Raw genomic sequence first — 15,370 nt, forward strand, 5'->3', positions numbered from 1 at the left:
TCGTGCCCAGGCAGTAGCGTCATGCCATGGCAACACAGCTGTGGGTGGGCTCGTTCACGCATGGGGAGCAGCCGGGTCTGCGGTGGTTCGAGGTCAATGACACCACCCTGCGCCCGGCAGGCAGCCTGGAGGTGACCGACCCGGGGTGGTTGGTCGAGGGCGACGACGAGATCTGGGCCGGCCTCCACCTCGATGAGTCGTCCTTGGTGCGCATCGTGCTCGACCCGGTGTCGGTGGGCGAATCGGTCTCGACCGGCGACGCCGACGCCTGCCACGTCGCGTTGAGCCCCGATGCCGCCTGGGCGGCACTCGCGCACTACACCTCGGGCTCGATCGCGATCGTCGGCACCGGAGCCGAGGGTGGTGGGCCAAGACTGGTGGAACAGCGTCGCTTCACCGGGCACTCGGGGGTCGACGCCGCACGGCAGGAGGCTCCTCACGCGCACCACGTGGCTTGGCTGACCAACACCTGGCTGCTGGTCTGCGACCTGGGAGCAGACCTGGTGCGCAGCCTGGTCTGGGACGAGGGCGTGCTGTCAGAACTCGACCCGATCGTGCTGCCCCCGGGCTTCGGCCCTCGCCACCTGGTGGTTCGCGAGGTCGGCGAGGGCGTCAATGCCATGCGCCAGATCGCGGTCGCCGGGGAACTCAGCGGCCAGGTCGCCGCGTTCGAGTTGGGCGTCGATGCCCGGGTCGGCTGGCGCCAGACGGCTGTGGTCGACGGGTCGCTGGTCGGCGGTGGAGTGCCGTCGGGCATCCGGCTGCTGGCCGACGACCAGGTGGTGCTCGCGAATCGAATGATCAACACCCTGGCCGTCCTCGACTGGGTCGACGACGGCAGCCTCGTCCTCGTCGACGAGTTCGACTCCGGAGGCGACCACCCCCGCGACATCGTCGTCCACGACGGTCGGTTGTGGGTGGCGCACCTGGGATCGCACGAGGTGACCGTGCTCGGCGAGACCTCGCGTGGCTGGCGGGTGCTCGACCGCACCGAGGTGCCCTCCCCGGCTGCCCTGTGCTTCCGTGAGGTGGTGGACGGCTGACCTCGTCACCGGCGATAGGCTCGCTGGCATGAGCCACGCGATCATCAACGCCCATGTCGTGCCCGTGGTGGGAGACCCCTTCGACGGCACTGTCGTGTTCGACGAAGGCCGGATCACTGCCCTCGGCGCCGATGTCACCGTGCCGGAGGGAGCGGAGGTGTTCGACGCCGGTGGCCAGTGGCTGCTGCCCGGGTTCGTCGAGGCCCACGGCCACGTCGGCATCCACGAGGAGGGCATCGCCTGGGCGGGCAACGACACCAACGAGGGCACCGAGGTCAACGGCGCACGCTTCCGTGCGCTGGACGCCATCCACCCCAGCGACGAGGGTTTCCGCGACGCGCTCTCGGGTGGAGTGACCTCGATGGTGGTCAAGCCCGGGTCAGCCAACCCGATCGGTGGGCAGACCGTGGCGCTCAAGTGCTGGGGCCGAATGGTCGACGAGATGGTGATCAAGTCGCCGTGTTCGATGAAGTCAGCCCTGGGTGAGAACCCCAAGCGCTTCCACGGCGCCGAGCAGAAGCGTCTGCCCTCGACCCGCCAGGGTGTGGCAGCCGTGCTGCGAGACGCGTTCACCAAGGCCCGTGACTACGGCGCCAAGCGCGCCGAGGCCGCCCGCGAGGGCAAGCCGTTCGACCACGACCTGACCTCCGAGGCGCTGTTGCAGGTGCTCGACGGCACGCTGCCCTGGTGCCAGCACACCCACCGGGTCGACGACATCGCCACCGCCATCCGGATCGCTGACGAGTTCGGCTACCGCTTGGTGATCAACCACGGCACCGAGGCCCACCTGCTCGCCGACGTGCTCGCCGAGCGCAACCTGCCGGTGGTGATCGGCCCGCTGATGACCTCGCGGTCGAAGTGGGAGGTCAACCAGCGCTCGCTCGCCAACCCGGGGCACCTGGCTCGCGCCGGTGTCACCATCGCCATCACCACCGACGCCCCGGTGATCCCGATCAACTTCCTCGTCTACCAGGTGATCCTGGCCGTCAAGGACGGTCTCGACCGCACGGTCGGGCTGGAGTCGATCACCATCAACCCCGCGCGCATCCTCGGCCTGGACGAGCGGGTCGGATCGCTCGAAGTGGGCAAGGATGCCGACCTGGTGCTGTGGAGTGGCGATCCGCTCGACATCTACAGCCGGGCCGAGTCGGTCTGGGTGGACGGTCGACGCGTCTACGACTACGACCACGAGACCAACGAGGGCGTCACCCTCGACGCCTACTCCACCCTGGGCACCACCGTCGCACCGCCGCAGCGGGGTCGCCGATGAGCCCGGCCGACGACCTGCTCAGCGGGGGCAACGTCCGCCGGGTGACCCGCTGGGGTGAGCCGGTGATGCACGAGCCCACCCGACCGGTGACCGAGTTCGGACCCGAACTCCACGACCTGGTCCGCGACATGTTCGCCACCATGTACGCCGCCGAGGGTGTCGGCCTGGCCGGCACCCAAGTGGGGGTCGACCTCGCCGTCTTCGTCTACGACTGCCCCGACGACGACGGCGAACGCCATGTCGGCGTGGTCTGCAACCCCGAGGTGCGTCTGCCCGAGGGCCGCGAACGCAAGCTCGACGCCACCGACGAGGGCTGCCTGTCGTGGCCCGGCGCCTACCAGTCGCTCTCGCGTCCCGACAAGGCGTGGTGCACCGGCGTGGACGAGAACGGGGAGCCGGTCGAGTTGGTCGGCACCGGCCTGTTCGCCCGGTGCCTGCAGCACGAGACCGACCACTGCAACGGCATCGTGTTCGGCGACCGGCTGTCGAACCGGGCGCGACGCGCCCTCGACAAGCAGCGCGAGGACCTCGCCCCGCGCTATCCCGACGACTGGCCGATCAGCACCAAGGTGCGTGGGGCGGTGCCGGACGACGCCGAGGACGAGACCGAACACGCTGAGGTCTGATCCGACTCAGCGCATCTCTCGGAGACCCGCGACGACGAGGTACCCGCCCAGGTCTCGTCCTGATGGGCCACGGCGCTCGAGCTACCTTCGGTCGCGCAACTCCCAGCACAGCACCGCGGCGGCCGTCGCCACGTTGAGCGAGTCGACACCCCGAGCCATCGGGATCGAGACGACCACGTCGGCCTCGTCCAGCCAGGCGTCGCTCAACCCGTCTCCCTCGGTGCCCAGCAACAATGCCAAGGGCCGGAGTGCGAGGTCGGCGGGAAGCGCATCCAAGGTCACGGCGTCACAGGTCAGTGCGGCTGCCACCAGGCAGAAGCCTGCGTCCCTGAGGCGGCGCAGGTCGTCCACGGTCTCACCCAGTCGCGTCCACGGGAGACTGAACACGGTACCCATCGAGGTCTTGACGGCTCGGCGATAGAGCGGGTCGGCGCTGCGCGGCGACAACGCCACGGCGTCCCAGCCCAGTCCGGCTGCGCAGCGGATGATCGCCCCGACGTTGGCATGGTCGACCAGGTCTTCGCACAGCACCAGGCGGCGCGAGCCGAACAGGTCGTCCAGCGGGGTGACTTCGGGACGGCGCATGCTCGCCAGAGCCCCACGGTGCACGTGGAAGCCGGTGACCTGTTCGGCGAGGGCCGGACTCACAACCCAGACATCGACGTCGAGGCCGTCGAGCAGGTCTCGCAGACCCTCGATCCAGCGCGGCGCCAGCATGAGCGACCTCGGCTGGTGGCCGGCTTCCAGGGCTCGCCTGATCACCTTCTCACCCTCGGCGATGTAGAGCCCGTGCTCGGCTTCGATCGACTGCCGCAAGGTGGTCTCGCGCAGCCGTACGTAATCGGCGAGGCGGGGATCGTGTGGGTCGTCGACCTCCAGGTAGCGGGCCACGAGGCGTGAGCCTACCCTCCACTGCGTCGCCGCCTGCCGCCAGTGACCAGCCCTCGACGATGGGAGTCGAGCGTTCGGCGCACCAGGTCGATGAGGCGCTCCACATCGTCCAGCGCCTCGGTGGTCAGCGGGACGATCGTCCAGCCCTCAGCCGCCAGGCGGGCGGTGCGCTGGTGGTCGTTGATCACGTCGGAGGCACTGGAGAGGTGGTGCTCCACGCCGTGGTACTCGAAGGCCACCATGCAGTCCCGGAAGGCAATGTCGAGGAAGTGGGTCGTGCCGTCGGCAATCACCTTGAGGTTGGCCACCCAGTCAACGATCCCTGCCCGGCGCAACAGGCCGTGCAGCCTTCGTTCCCGAGGCGACCATGGGTTGCTGCGGGAGTCGGTGACCACTGCGCGACGCATCGGGTTCCCCACGCGACGCCCGAAGTCGACCAGCGCCTGGGCAACGTGGGCCACTTTGCCGAACGAGGCCCGCAGGTACTCGTCGATCGCCACCCCGTCGTCGACGGCTGCGCGGTGCACCGCCGCCCAGGCGGATGAGACCAGGCGTAGCCCTTGGACTTCGGACACCTGGTCGGGGGGCACTTGGCTGCGGTGCAGCCGGAACCCGGGATAGCTTCGCTTCTTGCGGCGGGAGTGGAACTCGACCTCGGCGACCCTGGCCTTGGGCCAGAAGGTCAGCGCGGCGGCCGCCAGGCCGGTGACCACGGCATCGGGATCCCACAGCATGAGTGCCGCGCAGCGGATCCTGGTTTCCCTGGCGTTGGCAGCTACGGCGTAGATGCCTGGAAGCAACCTGACCAGCACCTTGTCGTCCGCGAGTTCGGCGAGTCGTCGAGACCACTGCGGATGCTCGGAGACCGCGCAGACACCATGCAACGCGAGATGGGCCTCGATCCCGGCGATGACGGTCATGCCCTCACTGTGAGAAGCAGACACAGGTGGTGCGTCACCCAACCTCGGACCTGTGGAGGGCGCTCGGAGTCGCCCGCGGGCTGTGGACACAGCCCGATCGCCGATTCCCGGCCGGAAGCCCGAGCGGCGACGAGGGGCTCGGTGCGGCCCTGTGTCTCCGTACCGGGAGTCGTGTCTCCATGCCGGGAATCGGCGGCCAATTGGGTGGACCAGGTCGGGGGCGGCGCGGAGAGGAGTGATTCGCGGCGCCCAAACCACCGGCGCCGCCACCCACTGGCGGCGCTGACCACCCGGGTGCGGGAGCGATGGTAGGGGCGGAAGGCCCACACGGGGCGGTGGGGGGTGGGCAGGCGGGGTGGCGCCGGCACGTCGGGCACCCGCTGTGGGTTCGCCGATTCCGGGCCGGAAAGCCGACCTGCCACGCGTGTCTCGCAGGCCCATCGTGTCTCCCTGCCGGGATTCGGCGCGCGGTCGGCATTCAGAGGCGGCGCGGCGGAGAGGGCGGCGGCGCGGGGTGGCGCCGGCACGTCGGGCACCCGGTGTGGGTTCGCCGATTCCGGGCCGGGAAGCCAGGTTGCCAGGCATGTCTCGCAGGCCCATCGAGTCTCCGTGCCGGGATTCGGCGCGCGGACGGCGAGGTGGAGGGGGCGCGGCGGAGGGGGGCGGCGCAGAGGAGGCAGCGAGGGGGTGGAGTGCCCGGCAGCCGACCTCGCGGCACCCGTCGAGGTGCCGGTCCGGAGTCGTTCGCCGGACATGACAACGGGCCCTCCGGCGTGGCGGAGGACCCGTTGACTCAGATCACTGCTGCGGCGGTCCCCAAGGCTGTCCCTGCTGGCCGTAGGACTGACCCTGCTGACCCTGTTGGCGCCATGGGCCTTGCTGGGGACCCTGCTGGCCGCCGAAGCCACCGGCCTCCGGGGCGGACTGCTGGCTCCACGGCTCGCTCTCGGGCGCATTCGGCGGGGTGTGCTGCGTGTACGGCACCGGCGGGGGCAGCGACCGGCTGTCGTCGCGACGGCTCTTCAGCGCGTTCGGGTTCTCGAGCTTGGCTGCCTCCTCGATCGCCTTCTGCACGGTGGCGTCGGAATCAGCCTTCTCGGTGACCTTCTGCTGCTCGATCTCGGCGAACACGTCGACCTTCTCTGGCGCCTTGAAGTTGCCCGTGGCGCGCAGTGGTGCGGCGTTGGGGCCACCGGTCTCGGTCGCCCCGCCCATCACCGAGCCGAGCCCCTTGAGGGCGTCGTTCAGCTCCGACGGCACAATCCAGACCTTGTTCGCGTCACCCCGGGCCAGCGTGGGCAGCATCTGCAGGTACTGGTAGGCGAGCAGCCCCTGGTCTGGCTGGCCGGCGTGGATGGCGTTGAACACCGTGGTGATGGCCTGCGCCTCACCCTCGGCCCGCAGCATCTGGGCCTGACGGTCGGCCTGGGCGCGCAGCACCGCGGCCTCGCGCTCACCCTGGGCTCGCAGGATCGCCGACTCACGGTCACCGCCCGCAGACAGGATCTGCGACTGCCGCTGACCCTCGGCCAACAGGATCTGGGCCCGCTTGTCTCGCTCGGCCCGGGCGCCCTTCTCCATCGCGTCACGGATCGTGGGAGGCGGCTCGATCGCCCGCAGCTCGACGCGGTTGACCTTGATGCCCCACTTGCCGGTGGCCTCGTCGAGCACCGCACGCAGCCGCTGGTTGATCTCCTCACGGCTGGTCAGGGCGGCCTCGAGGTCCATGCCGCCGATGATGTTGCGCAGCGTGGTCATGGTGAGTTGCTCGATCGCGGCCTTGTAGCTCTGCGCCTCGTACGCGGCTCGCACCGGGTCGACGATCTGGAAGTAGATGACCGAGTCGATGTTGACCATCAGGTTGTCCTCGGTGATCACCCCCTGCGGCGGGAACGGTTGCACCTGCTCGCGCATGTCGAGGGTGTGACGCACCTTGTCGACGATCGGGACGACCAGGTGCGGGCCAGGCTCGAGGGTGCGGCGGAACTTCCCCAGCCGCTCGACCAAGCCAATCTGTTGCTGGTTGATGATGCGCACGGCCTGTACCAGCGCGACGATCACCGTCAGGATCAGGATCGCCGGAATGATGTACTCCACGCTCTACTCCTTCGTACTGCCAGGGCCAGCGGATGTCACAGGCCAGTGTTTCGGTAGGGCAGTCCACGTTCGCTCGGGTAGACCACCAAGGTGGTGCCCTCGACCTCGTAGATCTCCACGAGTTGCCCGGGCAGCACCCGGACCGACGAGTCCAACGTGCGGGCGGTCCACAGCTGCCCGTCGACCTTCACCTCTCCCCCGGTCACCGAGATCTCGGCGGTGGCGGTGGCAGTGCTGCCGACCAGCTTGTTCACCGAGTTGCGGTAGCCCGGGGCGTTGCGCACCTTGGCCAGCAGGGTGGGCCGCAGCAGGAACAGGCTCAGCCCGGCTACTGCCAGGGCCACCAGCACCTGGGCCAGCCAGGCATCGGGGAAGACCGCAGCCGTGCCGGCACCGGCCAGCGCCCCCGCGGCGAGCATCAGCAGGGTCAGGTCGAGGGTGAGCATCTCGGCCACGCCGAGCAGCATCGCGGCCGCCAGCCACAACGACCAGAGGTTGTCGCTCAGCCACTGACGCACGATGACCCCCTCACCCGCTCGCCTCGGTCGCCGCGCGGGCCGGGCGCATCGGCTTGGCGCGGGCGGTCCATCGTCCAGCCTCGTGGGTCACGGTCAGCGGCAGGTCGAAGGTGCGCGACAGCAGGTCGTCGGTCAACACTTCGCCGATCGGTCCGGCAGCGACCACCTCGCCCTGCTTGAGCAGCAGGCAGTGGGTGATCCCGGCCGGGATCTCCTCGACGTGGTGGGTGACCAGCACCGTCGCCGGGGCGTAGTCGTCTGTGCACAGCTCCGACAGGGTGCCCACCAGCGCCTCACGTCCGGCCAGGTCGAGACCGGCCGCAGGCTCGTCCAGCAGCAGCAGTTCGGGGTCGGTCATCAGGGCGCGGGCGATCTGGACGCGCTTGCGCTCGCCCTCGCTGAGGGTGCCGAAGGTGCGGTCGGCGAGGTGCCCGACCCGAAGTTGGGTCATCAGTTCCAGCGCGCGCTGGTGGTCGAGGTCGTCGTACTCCTCGCGCCAACGGCCCATCACTGCGTACGAGGCCGACACCACGACGTTCGAGACCGACTCCGCTCGCGGGATGCGCTCGGCGATGGCTGCCGAGGTGACGCCGATCCGGGGCCGCAGTTCGAACACGTCGACCGCTCCCAGCACCTCGCCGAGCAGCCCGGCCATGCCGGTGGTGGGGTGCATGTGTCCGGCCAGGATCTGCAGCAGGGTGGTCTTGCCGGCACCGTTGGGGCCGATGATCACCCAGCGGTCGGACTCGTCGACGATCCAGTCGATCGATCGCAGCAGGGTGGCGTTCCCACGGCGGACGCCAACGTCGACCAGTTCAACCACTGCGCTCATGTCGTCCAACCTACCGTGCCCGGGTGGGCTGCCGGGTGGGGCAGGCCAGCGGTTACCCTGCGTGGGTGCTCACGGCTCTGCGACTGGTGGTCGCACTCAACCACGTGGACGCGAGACTGGTGTCCGCGGCTGAGGCTGAGCATGCCCTCACCGGTGGCTCCCGACTGCACAGCGTGGACGATCCGGACGACCTGTTGCCCGGCACCGGGGGCAGCCTGCGGCTGGCGCTGGGACGAGTGGCGCACCAGCCGCTCGGTCAGGGCTGGATCCTCGCCCTGCCCGCGCCTGGACGCCCGGGACCGCTTCGCGGCCCCAAGGAGGTCACCCGTGCGCTGGTGGCCAATCGGAGTTCGGTGGTCCTCCATACCCGGACCGGCCTGCTCTGGGAGCCGTGCGAGACCGATGCTGATGGCACGCTCGCGGTCCGGTGGCGGCTACGAGCCGCCAACCGTCCGGCGACCGCACCCCTGCCCCACGAGGCCGCGCAGGCGCTGGGCCGCACCATCGGCGAGGCGACCACCACCCTCGAGGCCCTCGGCCTGACCGCAGGAGCGCTGGCCGAACGGGCTGGGACGGTACGTCTTGGCGGGGCCTATCCCGCCACCTCACAGGTGCTGCTCGACCGGGCGCTCGTTCTGCTGGGTCACATCGAGGCCGCGCTGGAGGCGGCACCCGAGGTGCTGCACTCCCATGGGGTGCTGACCCGTGAGCAGGTGCTGCGTCGGCTGGAGGCAGCCTGTCTGGACGCGATCGAGGCCGCGGCATCGTGGCCGACGCACCTGATGCAGTGAGACCGGTCACGCTCCGGTGGAGTGCACTCCCCCGTCGACGTGGATCATCTCGCCGGTGGTGGCCGGGAAGAAGTCGCTGAGCAGGGCAACCACGGCCTTGGCGGTGGGAGTGAGGTCGCGCGGGTCCCAGCCAAGGGGGGCACGCTGCGACCAGACGTCGTTGAACTGCTCGGCGCCGGGAATGGCCTTCTTGGCGATGGTCTCGAGCGGGCCGGCCGAGACGATGTTGCAGCGGATGCCCTCGGGCCCGAGGTAGCGGGCCAGGTAGCGGCTGGTCGACTCCAGGGCGGCCTTCGAGACCCCCATCCAGTCGTAGGCCGGCCAGCTCACCCGGGCGTCATAGGTCAGGCCGACCACGCTGGACTTCTCACCGAACAGTGGCTTGCAGGCCATGGTCAGGCTGGCCAACGAGTAGGCCGACACCTTCAGCGAGGTGGCGACATCGTCCCAGCCGGTGGTCAGGAAGTTGCCCCCGAGCGCGGTCTCGGGGTTGGCGAAGGCGATCGAGTGAACGATGCCGTCGAGCCGGTCGACGTGCTCGCGCACCATGTCGGGCAGCCCGGCCAGGTGGTCGTCGTTGGTGACGTCGACCTCGAGCACCGGGGGCACCGGGTCGAGCTTCTGGACGACGCGTCGGGTCAGCGACAGGGCTCGTCCGAAGTTGCTGACCAGCACGGTCGCGCCCTCGGCCTGGGCGACCTGCGCCACCGCGTAGCCGATGGAGGTGTTCATGGTCACACCGGCGACCAGGATGTTCTTGCCTTCGAGGAGGCCCAGGTCTTCTCCCTTGGGTTCTGTGGTGAGGGGGCGGGAAGCCCTCCCCCGTGGGGGGTGCAGGGGGTCCTCCCCCGCAGCAATGTGTGCGTGGCGGGGTCATCCCCCGCCATGACTCAGTGCCCCATGCCGAGGCCGCCGTCGACCGGGATGACGGCCCCGGTGGTGTAGCCGGCCTGGTCGCTGACCAGGTGGCGCACGGCGGCCGCCACGTCAGCGGTCGTGCCGAGTCGTCCGGCCGGGATCCGCTGCTTGTAGCCGGCGATCACGTCGTCGGCGAGCACCGCGGTCATGTCGGTCTCGATGAAGCCCGGAGCCACCACGTTGCAGGTGATCCCTCGTCCGCCGAGCTCGCGCGAGACGCTGCGGGCCAGGCCGACCAGGGCCGACTTGCTGGCCGCGTAGTTCACCTGACCGGCCGATCCGAGCAGGGCGACCACCGAGCTGACCAGCACGATGCGTCCGTATCGGGCGCGCATCATGGCCCGGGTGGCCCGCTTGACCACCCGCCAGGTGCCGGTGAGGTTGGTGTCGATGACCGAGGCGAAGTCGTCCTCGCTCATCCGCATCAGCAGCCCGTCCTTGGTGATGCCGGCGTTGGCGACCAGCACCTCGACCGGCCCGTGGGCCTCTTCGGCCGCGGCGAAGGCGGACTCGACCTGGTCGGGGTCGGTGATGTCGCACTGCACCCCCAGCACACCCTGCGGCACGTCGCCGCTGCGGTAGGTGCCGGTGACCCGGTACCCGGCGGCCACGAGGTCCTCGGCGATCGCTCGTCCGATCCCCTTGCTCACCCCGGTGACCAGGGCGCTTCGTCCGCCTGTTTGCTCGGCTGTCTCACTCACGGGGTCGAACCTACCCAGCGGAGCGTCCACGGCGCCGCACTGACCACGAATCCGACGCGTCGTGTCGGCGTAGGCTGGGCCGGTGCCCCAGCAGCCCGCGAACCTGCAACCGGTGGTGATCACCGACGCAGCCCACGGCACCAGTGACGACCTGTCGAGGCGGCAGCGCCGCTACCTGGTGTCGATGGGCATCCGCATGGTCTGCTTCTTCGGGCTCGTGGTCACCCCTCACCCGTGGCGTTGGCTGTTCCTGCTGGGCGCGGCGGTGATTCCGCCGCTGGCGGTGCTGTTCGCCAACATCTCCACCCGCGAGCCGACCCGACGTTCCTGGGAACCGGACGACGAGACGCGCCCCGCGTTGATGTCGCACGAAGTGATCCGGGGCGAGACCACCCCGGTTGGGTCGGACGAACTGCGAGGCTAGGCTGCCGAGGGTGCGCAAGCTCTGGATCCGTTGGCTGGCCCTGGCCGTGTTCGTGGCCGTGCTGGCTGCGGTCTTCGTCAGACTCGGTGAGTGGCAGATCCACCGACTCGAGCAGCGCCGCGAGACCAACGCCCGCGTCGTGGCGCACCAGCAGCAGCCGGTGAAGCCGTGGGACGAGGTGTTCACCGGACCGATCAGCGACGACCAGCAGTGGCAGCGGGTCAGCGTCACCGGCACCTTCGATCCCGACCACATGCTCACCGTGCGCTACCGCAACGTGGCCGACCAGGCCGGTGTCGAGGTGGTCACCCCGCTGGTCACCAGCGACGGCCAGGTGGTGCTGGTCAACCGCGGGTTCCTGCCGCGCCCCAAGAACACCCTGGACGCGGTCAGCCCGACCCCGCCGGCTGGTGAGGTGACCGTGGTCGGGTACGTGCGGCGCAACGAGGTGGGCAAAGCCAATGCGATCACCCCGGTGCAGAACACCGTGCGGCTGATCAACTCCCCCGCCATCGCGGCCTGGCTCGGCAAGCCCGTGGTCGACGGTCACATCCAGGCGATCAGCACGACCCCGGCCGACGACCCGAGTTTTCAGTTGGTGCCGCCACCCAGCCTGGACGAGGGACCGCACCTGTCGTACGCGGTGCAGTGGTTCGTCTTCACCCTGATCGCCGTCGGTGGCGCGGTGATCCTGATCAGGGGCGACCTGCGCGAACGCCGCAAGAAGTTGGCCCGTGAGGCACGCGCCGCCGCTGCCGACCAGGTCCCCTCCGACGACGCACCCGTCACCGTGACCCCCACCCGGGAGGACTGAGATGGACCTGGGACTCCACGATCGCTGCTTCCTCGTCACCGCTGCCTCCAGCGGACTGGGGCTCGCCAGTGCCCGCGCCCTGGTCGCCGAGGGTGCCCGCGTGGTGATGGTGGCACGCCGGGCCGATCTGCTGGAACGCGAGGCGGCCGCGCTGGGCGATGGCGCCCTGGCCCTGCCCGGTGACCTGACCGACCCGGACCTGCCAGCCCGTGCGGTGCGCACCGCCATCGACCGGTTCGGCCGGCTGGACGGGGCGCTGGTCAGTGTCGGCGGCCCGCCACCCGGGACGGTGCTCGAGACCACCGAGGAACAGTGGCGAGCCGGGTTCGACAGCGTCTTCCTGCCCGCGCTGCGGGTGGCGCGGGCGGTCTGCCCAGCGGTCGAGGCGCCGCGGCTGGGCTTCGTCCTGTCGAGTTCCGCCCGCACTCCCCTGCCCAGGATGGCGATCTCGAACGGGCTGCGTCCCGGCCTGGCCGGGTTGGTCAGCCAGTTGGCCGACGAGATCGGCCCTCAGGGTGGACGAGCGGTCGGCGTCCTTCCCGGCAGCATCGCCACCGACCGGATCACCGACCTGCACTCCGGCGCGCCCGACCCGGCTGCGGCTCGGGCAGCCGCCGAGCAAACCATCCCGCTGCGCCGCCTGGGTGATCCCGACGAGTTCGGACGCGTCGCGGCCTTCCTGCTGTCGGATGCCGCCAGCTACGTCAGCGGCACGCTGGTCGCGGTCGACGGCGGCGCCGGCCGGGCGATCTGAGCGGACACGTGGTCGACCTGGCGCTGTGGGACAGGGCTGTTGGGCTGCTGGCGTGCCCGGTGTGTGGACGCGTCGGCGACCCCGGCCCTATGGCGCGGACCGCAGCGAGCCTGGTCTGCGGCGCGGGGCACCGTTTCGACCTGGCTCGTCAGGGGCACGTGAACCTGCTGGGCCGAGCTGCTCCGGCCAACGCTGACACACCAGCGATGGTGGCAGCCCGGGAGCGGTTCCTGTCCGCCGGTCACTACCGGCCGCTCGCCGAGGCCGTGACCGCAGCCGTGCCGGCAGGCTCGCGGGTGCTGCTCGAGGTCGGTGCTGGCACCGGCTGGTACGTGGCCGATGCCCTCGACAGCCATCCGGACGCCTTGGGCGTGGCGAGCGACATCTCGCCCGCCGCCGCCCGCCGCGCCGCTCGGAGCCATCCGCGGATGGTCAGCCTGGTCGCTGACACCTGGGCGAGGCTCCCCCTGCAGGACGCCTCGGTCGACGCCCTGCTCTGCGTCTTCGCCCCACGCAACGCCGCCGATTTCGCTCGGGTACTTCGTCCCGGCGGCGTGGCGATCGTCGCCACCCCTCGCCCGGACCACCTGCAGGAACTGCGCGCAGAGCTCGGCCTGCTCGGCATCCACGAGGGCAAGGACGACCAGCTCACCGCTCAGTTCGCGGGGTACCAGCAGGTCGACCACACCAGCGTCGTCCGCCGGATCGAGCTGGACGAGTCGTCGATCGCCGACCTGGTCGCGATGGGACCGAACGCCCACCACCACCCGGCACCGCAGGGGCTGACCGCGACGGTGACGCTGTCGGTCGACGTGCGCAGCTACCGCCGCTGAATCCTCACTGGTCTGCCCCCTGGAACTGGCTGGCGTACAGCCGGGCGTAGGGGCCATCGGCGTCCAGCAGTTCGCTGTGGGTGCCCTGCTCGACCACCCGGCCGCGGTCGATCACCAGGATCTGGTCGGCGTGGCGCACGGTCGACAACCGGTGCGCGATCACCACGCTGGTGCGGTCGGCCATCGCGGTGTCGAGGGCACGCTGCACGGCCACCTCCGACTCCTGGTCGAGGTGGGCGGTGGCCTCGTCCAGTACAACGATCGAAGGTTGGACGAGCAGCAGCCGTGCGATCGCGAACCGCTGCCGCTCACCACCGGAGAGTCGGTAGCCGCGCTCGCCGACCATGGTGTCGAGTCCGTCGGGGAGCCGGTCGACCAGGTCGAGCACCTGCGCGGCGGCCAGCACCTCACGCATCTGCTCCTCGGTGGCCGTCGGCACCGCGTAGAGCAGGTTGTTGCGGATGGTGTCGTGGAACATGTGGGCGTCCTGGGTGACGTAGCCCACGGCGGCGTGCAGCGACTCGCCTCGGATCGAGCGCACGTCGTGGCCGCCGATGCACACCCGGCCTGACGTGGCGTCGTAGAGGCGGTTGAGCAGGTGCGTGATGGTGGTCTTGCCCGCCCCGGAGGCACCGACCAGGGCAACCGTCTGCCCGGGCTCGGCCCGGAAGCTCACCCCACGAAGCACGGGCTCGTTGGGACGCTCCTCGACCACTCCCTCGGGCTCCAGCGAGCGCAGCGAGTACAGCGCCGGCTCGGGGTAGGTGAACCAGACGTCGTCGAACTGGATGCTGGCCTCGTGGTGCGAGGCACCATCGGGCAGGTCGACGGCGTCCAGGGCGTCCTTGATCAGCGGCTCCAGGTCGAGCACCTCGAAGACCCGCTCGAAGCTGACCAGGGCGCTCATGATGTCGACGCGCACGCTGGTGAGCTGCATCAACGGGCCGTAGAGGCGTCCGAGCAGGCCAGCCAGGGCCGTCAGTGTGCCCAGCGTCATCGAGCCCTCGACGGTGAGCACACCGCCCCAGCCGTAGACGATGGCGGTCGCCAACGCAGCGACCAGGGTGAGCGAGGCAGCGAAGTAGCGACTGACCATGGCGATCCGCACGCCGATGCCCAGTCGGGCGTTGGCGGGTTCGGCGAAGGTGTCATGCTCGCGCTGGCGTCGGCCGAACAGCTTGACCAGCAGGGCGCCGCTGACGGTGAAGCGTTCGGTCATCAGCGCCGAGAGGCGGCCGTTGACCTGCATCGACTCGCGTTGCAGGGCGGCGACCCGGCGTCCGACGATGCGGCTGGGGATGATCAACAGGGGCACGAAGGCCAGCGAGGCCAGGGTCAGCGGCAGGTTGAGCGCGGCCATGGCGACCAGCACCAGCACCAGCGAGATCAGGTTCGACACCACCCGCGACAGGGTCGCGGTGAAGGCCTGCTGGGCGCCGATCACGTCGGACTGCAGGCGAGACACCAGCTGGCCGGTGTGGGTGCGCGAGAAGAAGGCCAGCGGCATCGACGAGACGTGGTCGAACACCTGCACCCGCAGGTCGCGGATCAGGCCTTCCCCGATCCGGCTCGAGAGCCAGGTGGCGACGGTGCCGACGACGGCATCGAGCAGGGCGATCAGGGCCACCACGGCGGCCAGGATGATCACCAGTCGGGCATTGCCGGCGAGCACACCGTCGTCGACGATGCGTTGCAGCAGCAGCGGCGGGGCGACGCCCAGCACTGCGCCAACCACGATGGTGACCAGGAACGCAGCAAGCATCCAGCGGTAGGGCCGGCCGTAGCCCAGCACCCTGCGGACCGTGCCCTCAGCGAGTCGGTGGCCACGCACCTCGTCCTCGCGCCCGAACTGGCGCATCATCCGTCCGCCACCGTGTGGCATGCCCATGGGCCACCTCCCCCGGCAACCCTAGTCGCTGGCCGATGACCCGGTCTGGG

The 15,370-nt window shown here is 70.1% G+C and carries 16 protein-coding genes; 8 read left to right on the forward strand and 8 right to left on the reverse strand.

Annotated features, from left to right (window positions below):
- Positions 1–26: 26 nt before the first annotated feature.
- Genes IE660_RS03005 through def form a run of 3 tightly spaced genes read left to right on the forward strand, consistent with a single transcriptional unit; the run spans position 27 to position 2,939 of the window.
- The gene (locus IE660_RS03005) at positions 27–1,043 is read left to right on the forward strand and encodes a lactonase family protein (protein ID WP_203566804.1); all 1,017 of its coding nucleotides are present in this window, start codon (positions 27–29) and stop codon (positions 1,041–1,043) included.
- A 28-nt stretch (positions 1,044–1,071) separates the two neighbouring features.
- On the forward strand, positions 1,072–2,313 hold the full coding sequence (locus tag IE660_RS16325; protein WP_203566805.1) for an amidohydrolase: 1,242 nt from the start codon (positions 1,072–1,074) through the stop codon (positions 2,311–2,313).
- Positions 2,310–2,939 carry a peptide deformylase gene (def, locus tag IE660_RS03015; protein ID WP_203566806.1) on the forward strand — a complete coding sequence of 210 codons (630 nt, stop codon included), beginning with the start codon at positions 2,310–2,312 and terminating at the stop codon, positions 2,937–2,939. The genes IE660_RS16325 and def overlap by 4 nt, the downstream gene beginning before the upstream one ends.
- 81 nt (positions 2,940–3,020) lie before the next feature.
- Here def and IE660_RS03020 read toward each other — a convergent pair whose 3' ends face one another.
- From IE660_RS03020 to IE660_RS03040, 5 genes are all read right to left on the reverse strand, one after another.
- Positions 3,021–3,830, reverse strand: a complete 810-nt coding sequence (locus IE660_RS03020; protein WP_203566807.1) for a TrmH family RNA methyltransferase — start codon at positions 3,828–3,830, stop codon at positions 3,021–3,023.
- Between the two features lie 11 nt (positions 3,831–3,841).
- Positions 3,842–4,750: a hypothetical protein gene (locus IE660_RS03025; protein ID WP_203566808.1), complete on the reverse strand. Its 909-nt coding sequence runs from the start codon at positions 4,748–4,750 to the stop codon at positions 3,842–3,844.
- Positions 4,751–5,548: 798 nt separating this feature from the next.
- On the reverse strand, positions 5,549–6,838 hold the full coding sequence (locus tag IE660_RS03030) for an SPFH domain-containing protein (protein ID WP_407928983.1): 1,290 nt from the start codon (positions 6,836–6,838) through the stop codon (positions 5,549–5,551).
- A 44-nt stretch (positions 6,839–6,882) separates the two neighbouring features.
- Positions 6,883–7,314 carry an NfeD family protein gene (locus tag IE660_RS03035; protein ID WP_203566987.1) on the reverse strand — a complete coding sequence of 144 codons (432 nt, stop codon included), beginning with the start codon at positions 7,312–7,314 and terminating at the stop codon, positions 6,883–6,885.
- 61 nt (positions 7,315–7,375) lie between these two features.
- Entirely contained in the window at positions 7,376–8,197 is an 822-nt protein-coding gene (locus IE660_RS03040) for an ABC transporter ATP-binding protein (RefSeq protein ID WP_203566810.1), read from the reverse strand.
- 65 nt (positions 8,198–8,262) lie between these two features.
- On the opposite strand from IE660_RS03040, the gene IE660_RS03045 reads away from it, so the two are divergent.
- Positions 8,263–8,988, forward strand: a complete 726-nt coding sequence (locus IE660_RS03045; protein ID WP_203566811.1) for a hypothetical protein — start codon at positions 8,263–8,265, stop codon at positions 8,986–8,988.
- A 6-nt stretch (positions 8,989–8,994) separates the two neighbouring features.
- Here the strand turns inward: IE660_RS03045 and fabI are convergent, their stop codons facing one another.
- Both fabI and fabG read right to left on the reverse strand, forming a co-directional pair.
- Positions 8,995–9,765 (reverse strand): enoyl-ACP reductase FabI, encoded by a 771-nt coding sequence (gene fabI, locus IE660_RS03050; RefSeq protein WP_203566988.1) that lies wholly within the window; start codon positions 9,763–9,765, stop codon positions 8,995–8,997.
- Positions 9,766–9,878: 113 nt separating this feature from the next.
- A complete protein-coding gene (gene fabG, locus IE660_RS03055; RefSeq protein ID WP_203566812.1) occupies positions 9,879–10,607 on the reverse strand; it encodes a 3-oxoacyl-ACP reductase FabG in 729 nt (242 codons plus the stop codon).
- A 151-nt stretch (positions 10,608–10,758) separates the two neighbouring features.
- Here fabG and IE660_RS03060 point away from each other — a divergent pair, with 151 nt between their 5' ends.
- The 4 genes from IE660_RS03060 to IE660_RS03075 are packed head-to-tail and all read left to right on the forward strand — an operon-like array spanning position 10,759 to position 13,432.
- Positions 10,759–11,031: a DUF3099 domain-containing protein gene (locus IE660_RS03060; RefSeq protein ID WP_407928984.1), complete on the forward strand. Its 273-nt coding sequence runs from the start codon at positions 10,759–10,761 to the stop codon at positions 11,029–11,031.
- 10 nt (positions 11,032–11,041) lie between these two features.
- A complete protein-coding gene (locus IE660_RS03065; protein WP_203566813.1) occupies positions 11,042–11,845 on the forward strand; it encodes an SURF1 family cytochrome oxidase biogenesis protein in 804 nt (267 codons plus the stop codon).
- Position 11,846: 1 nt separating this feature from the next.
- Positions 11,847–12,599, forward strand: a complete 753-nt coding sequence (locus IE660_RS03070; RefSeq protein WP_203566814.1) for an SDR family oxidoreductase — start codon at positions 11,847–11,849, stop codon at positions 12,597–12,599.
- Between the two features lie 59 nt (positions 12,600–12,658).
- Complete coding sequence (locus IE660_RS03075) at positions 12,659–13,432, forward strand: methyltransferase domain-containing protein (RefSeq protein ID WP_328701814.1); 774 nt, start codon at positions 12,659–12,661, stop codon at positions 13,430–13,432.
- Between the two features lie 4 nt (positions 13,433–13,436).
- Here IE660_RS03075 and IE660_RS03080 read toward each other — a convergent pair whose 3' ends face one another.
- Positions 13,437–15,320 (reverse strand): ABC transporter ATP-binding protein, encoded by a 1,884-nt coding sequence (locus IE660_RS03080; protein ID WP_235996722.1) that lies wholly within the window; start codon positions 15,318–15,320, stop codon positions 13,437–13,439.
- Positions 15,321–15,370 lie beyond the last annotated feature (50 nt).

It is taken from the genome of Aestuariimicrobium ganziense, from assembly GCF_015352975.1.
Taxonomy (GTDB): domain Bacteria; phylum Actinomycetota; class Actinomycetes; order Propionibacteriales; family Propionibacteriaceae; genus Aestuariimicrobium; species Aestuariimicrobium ganziense.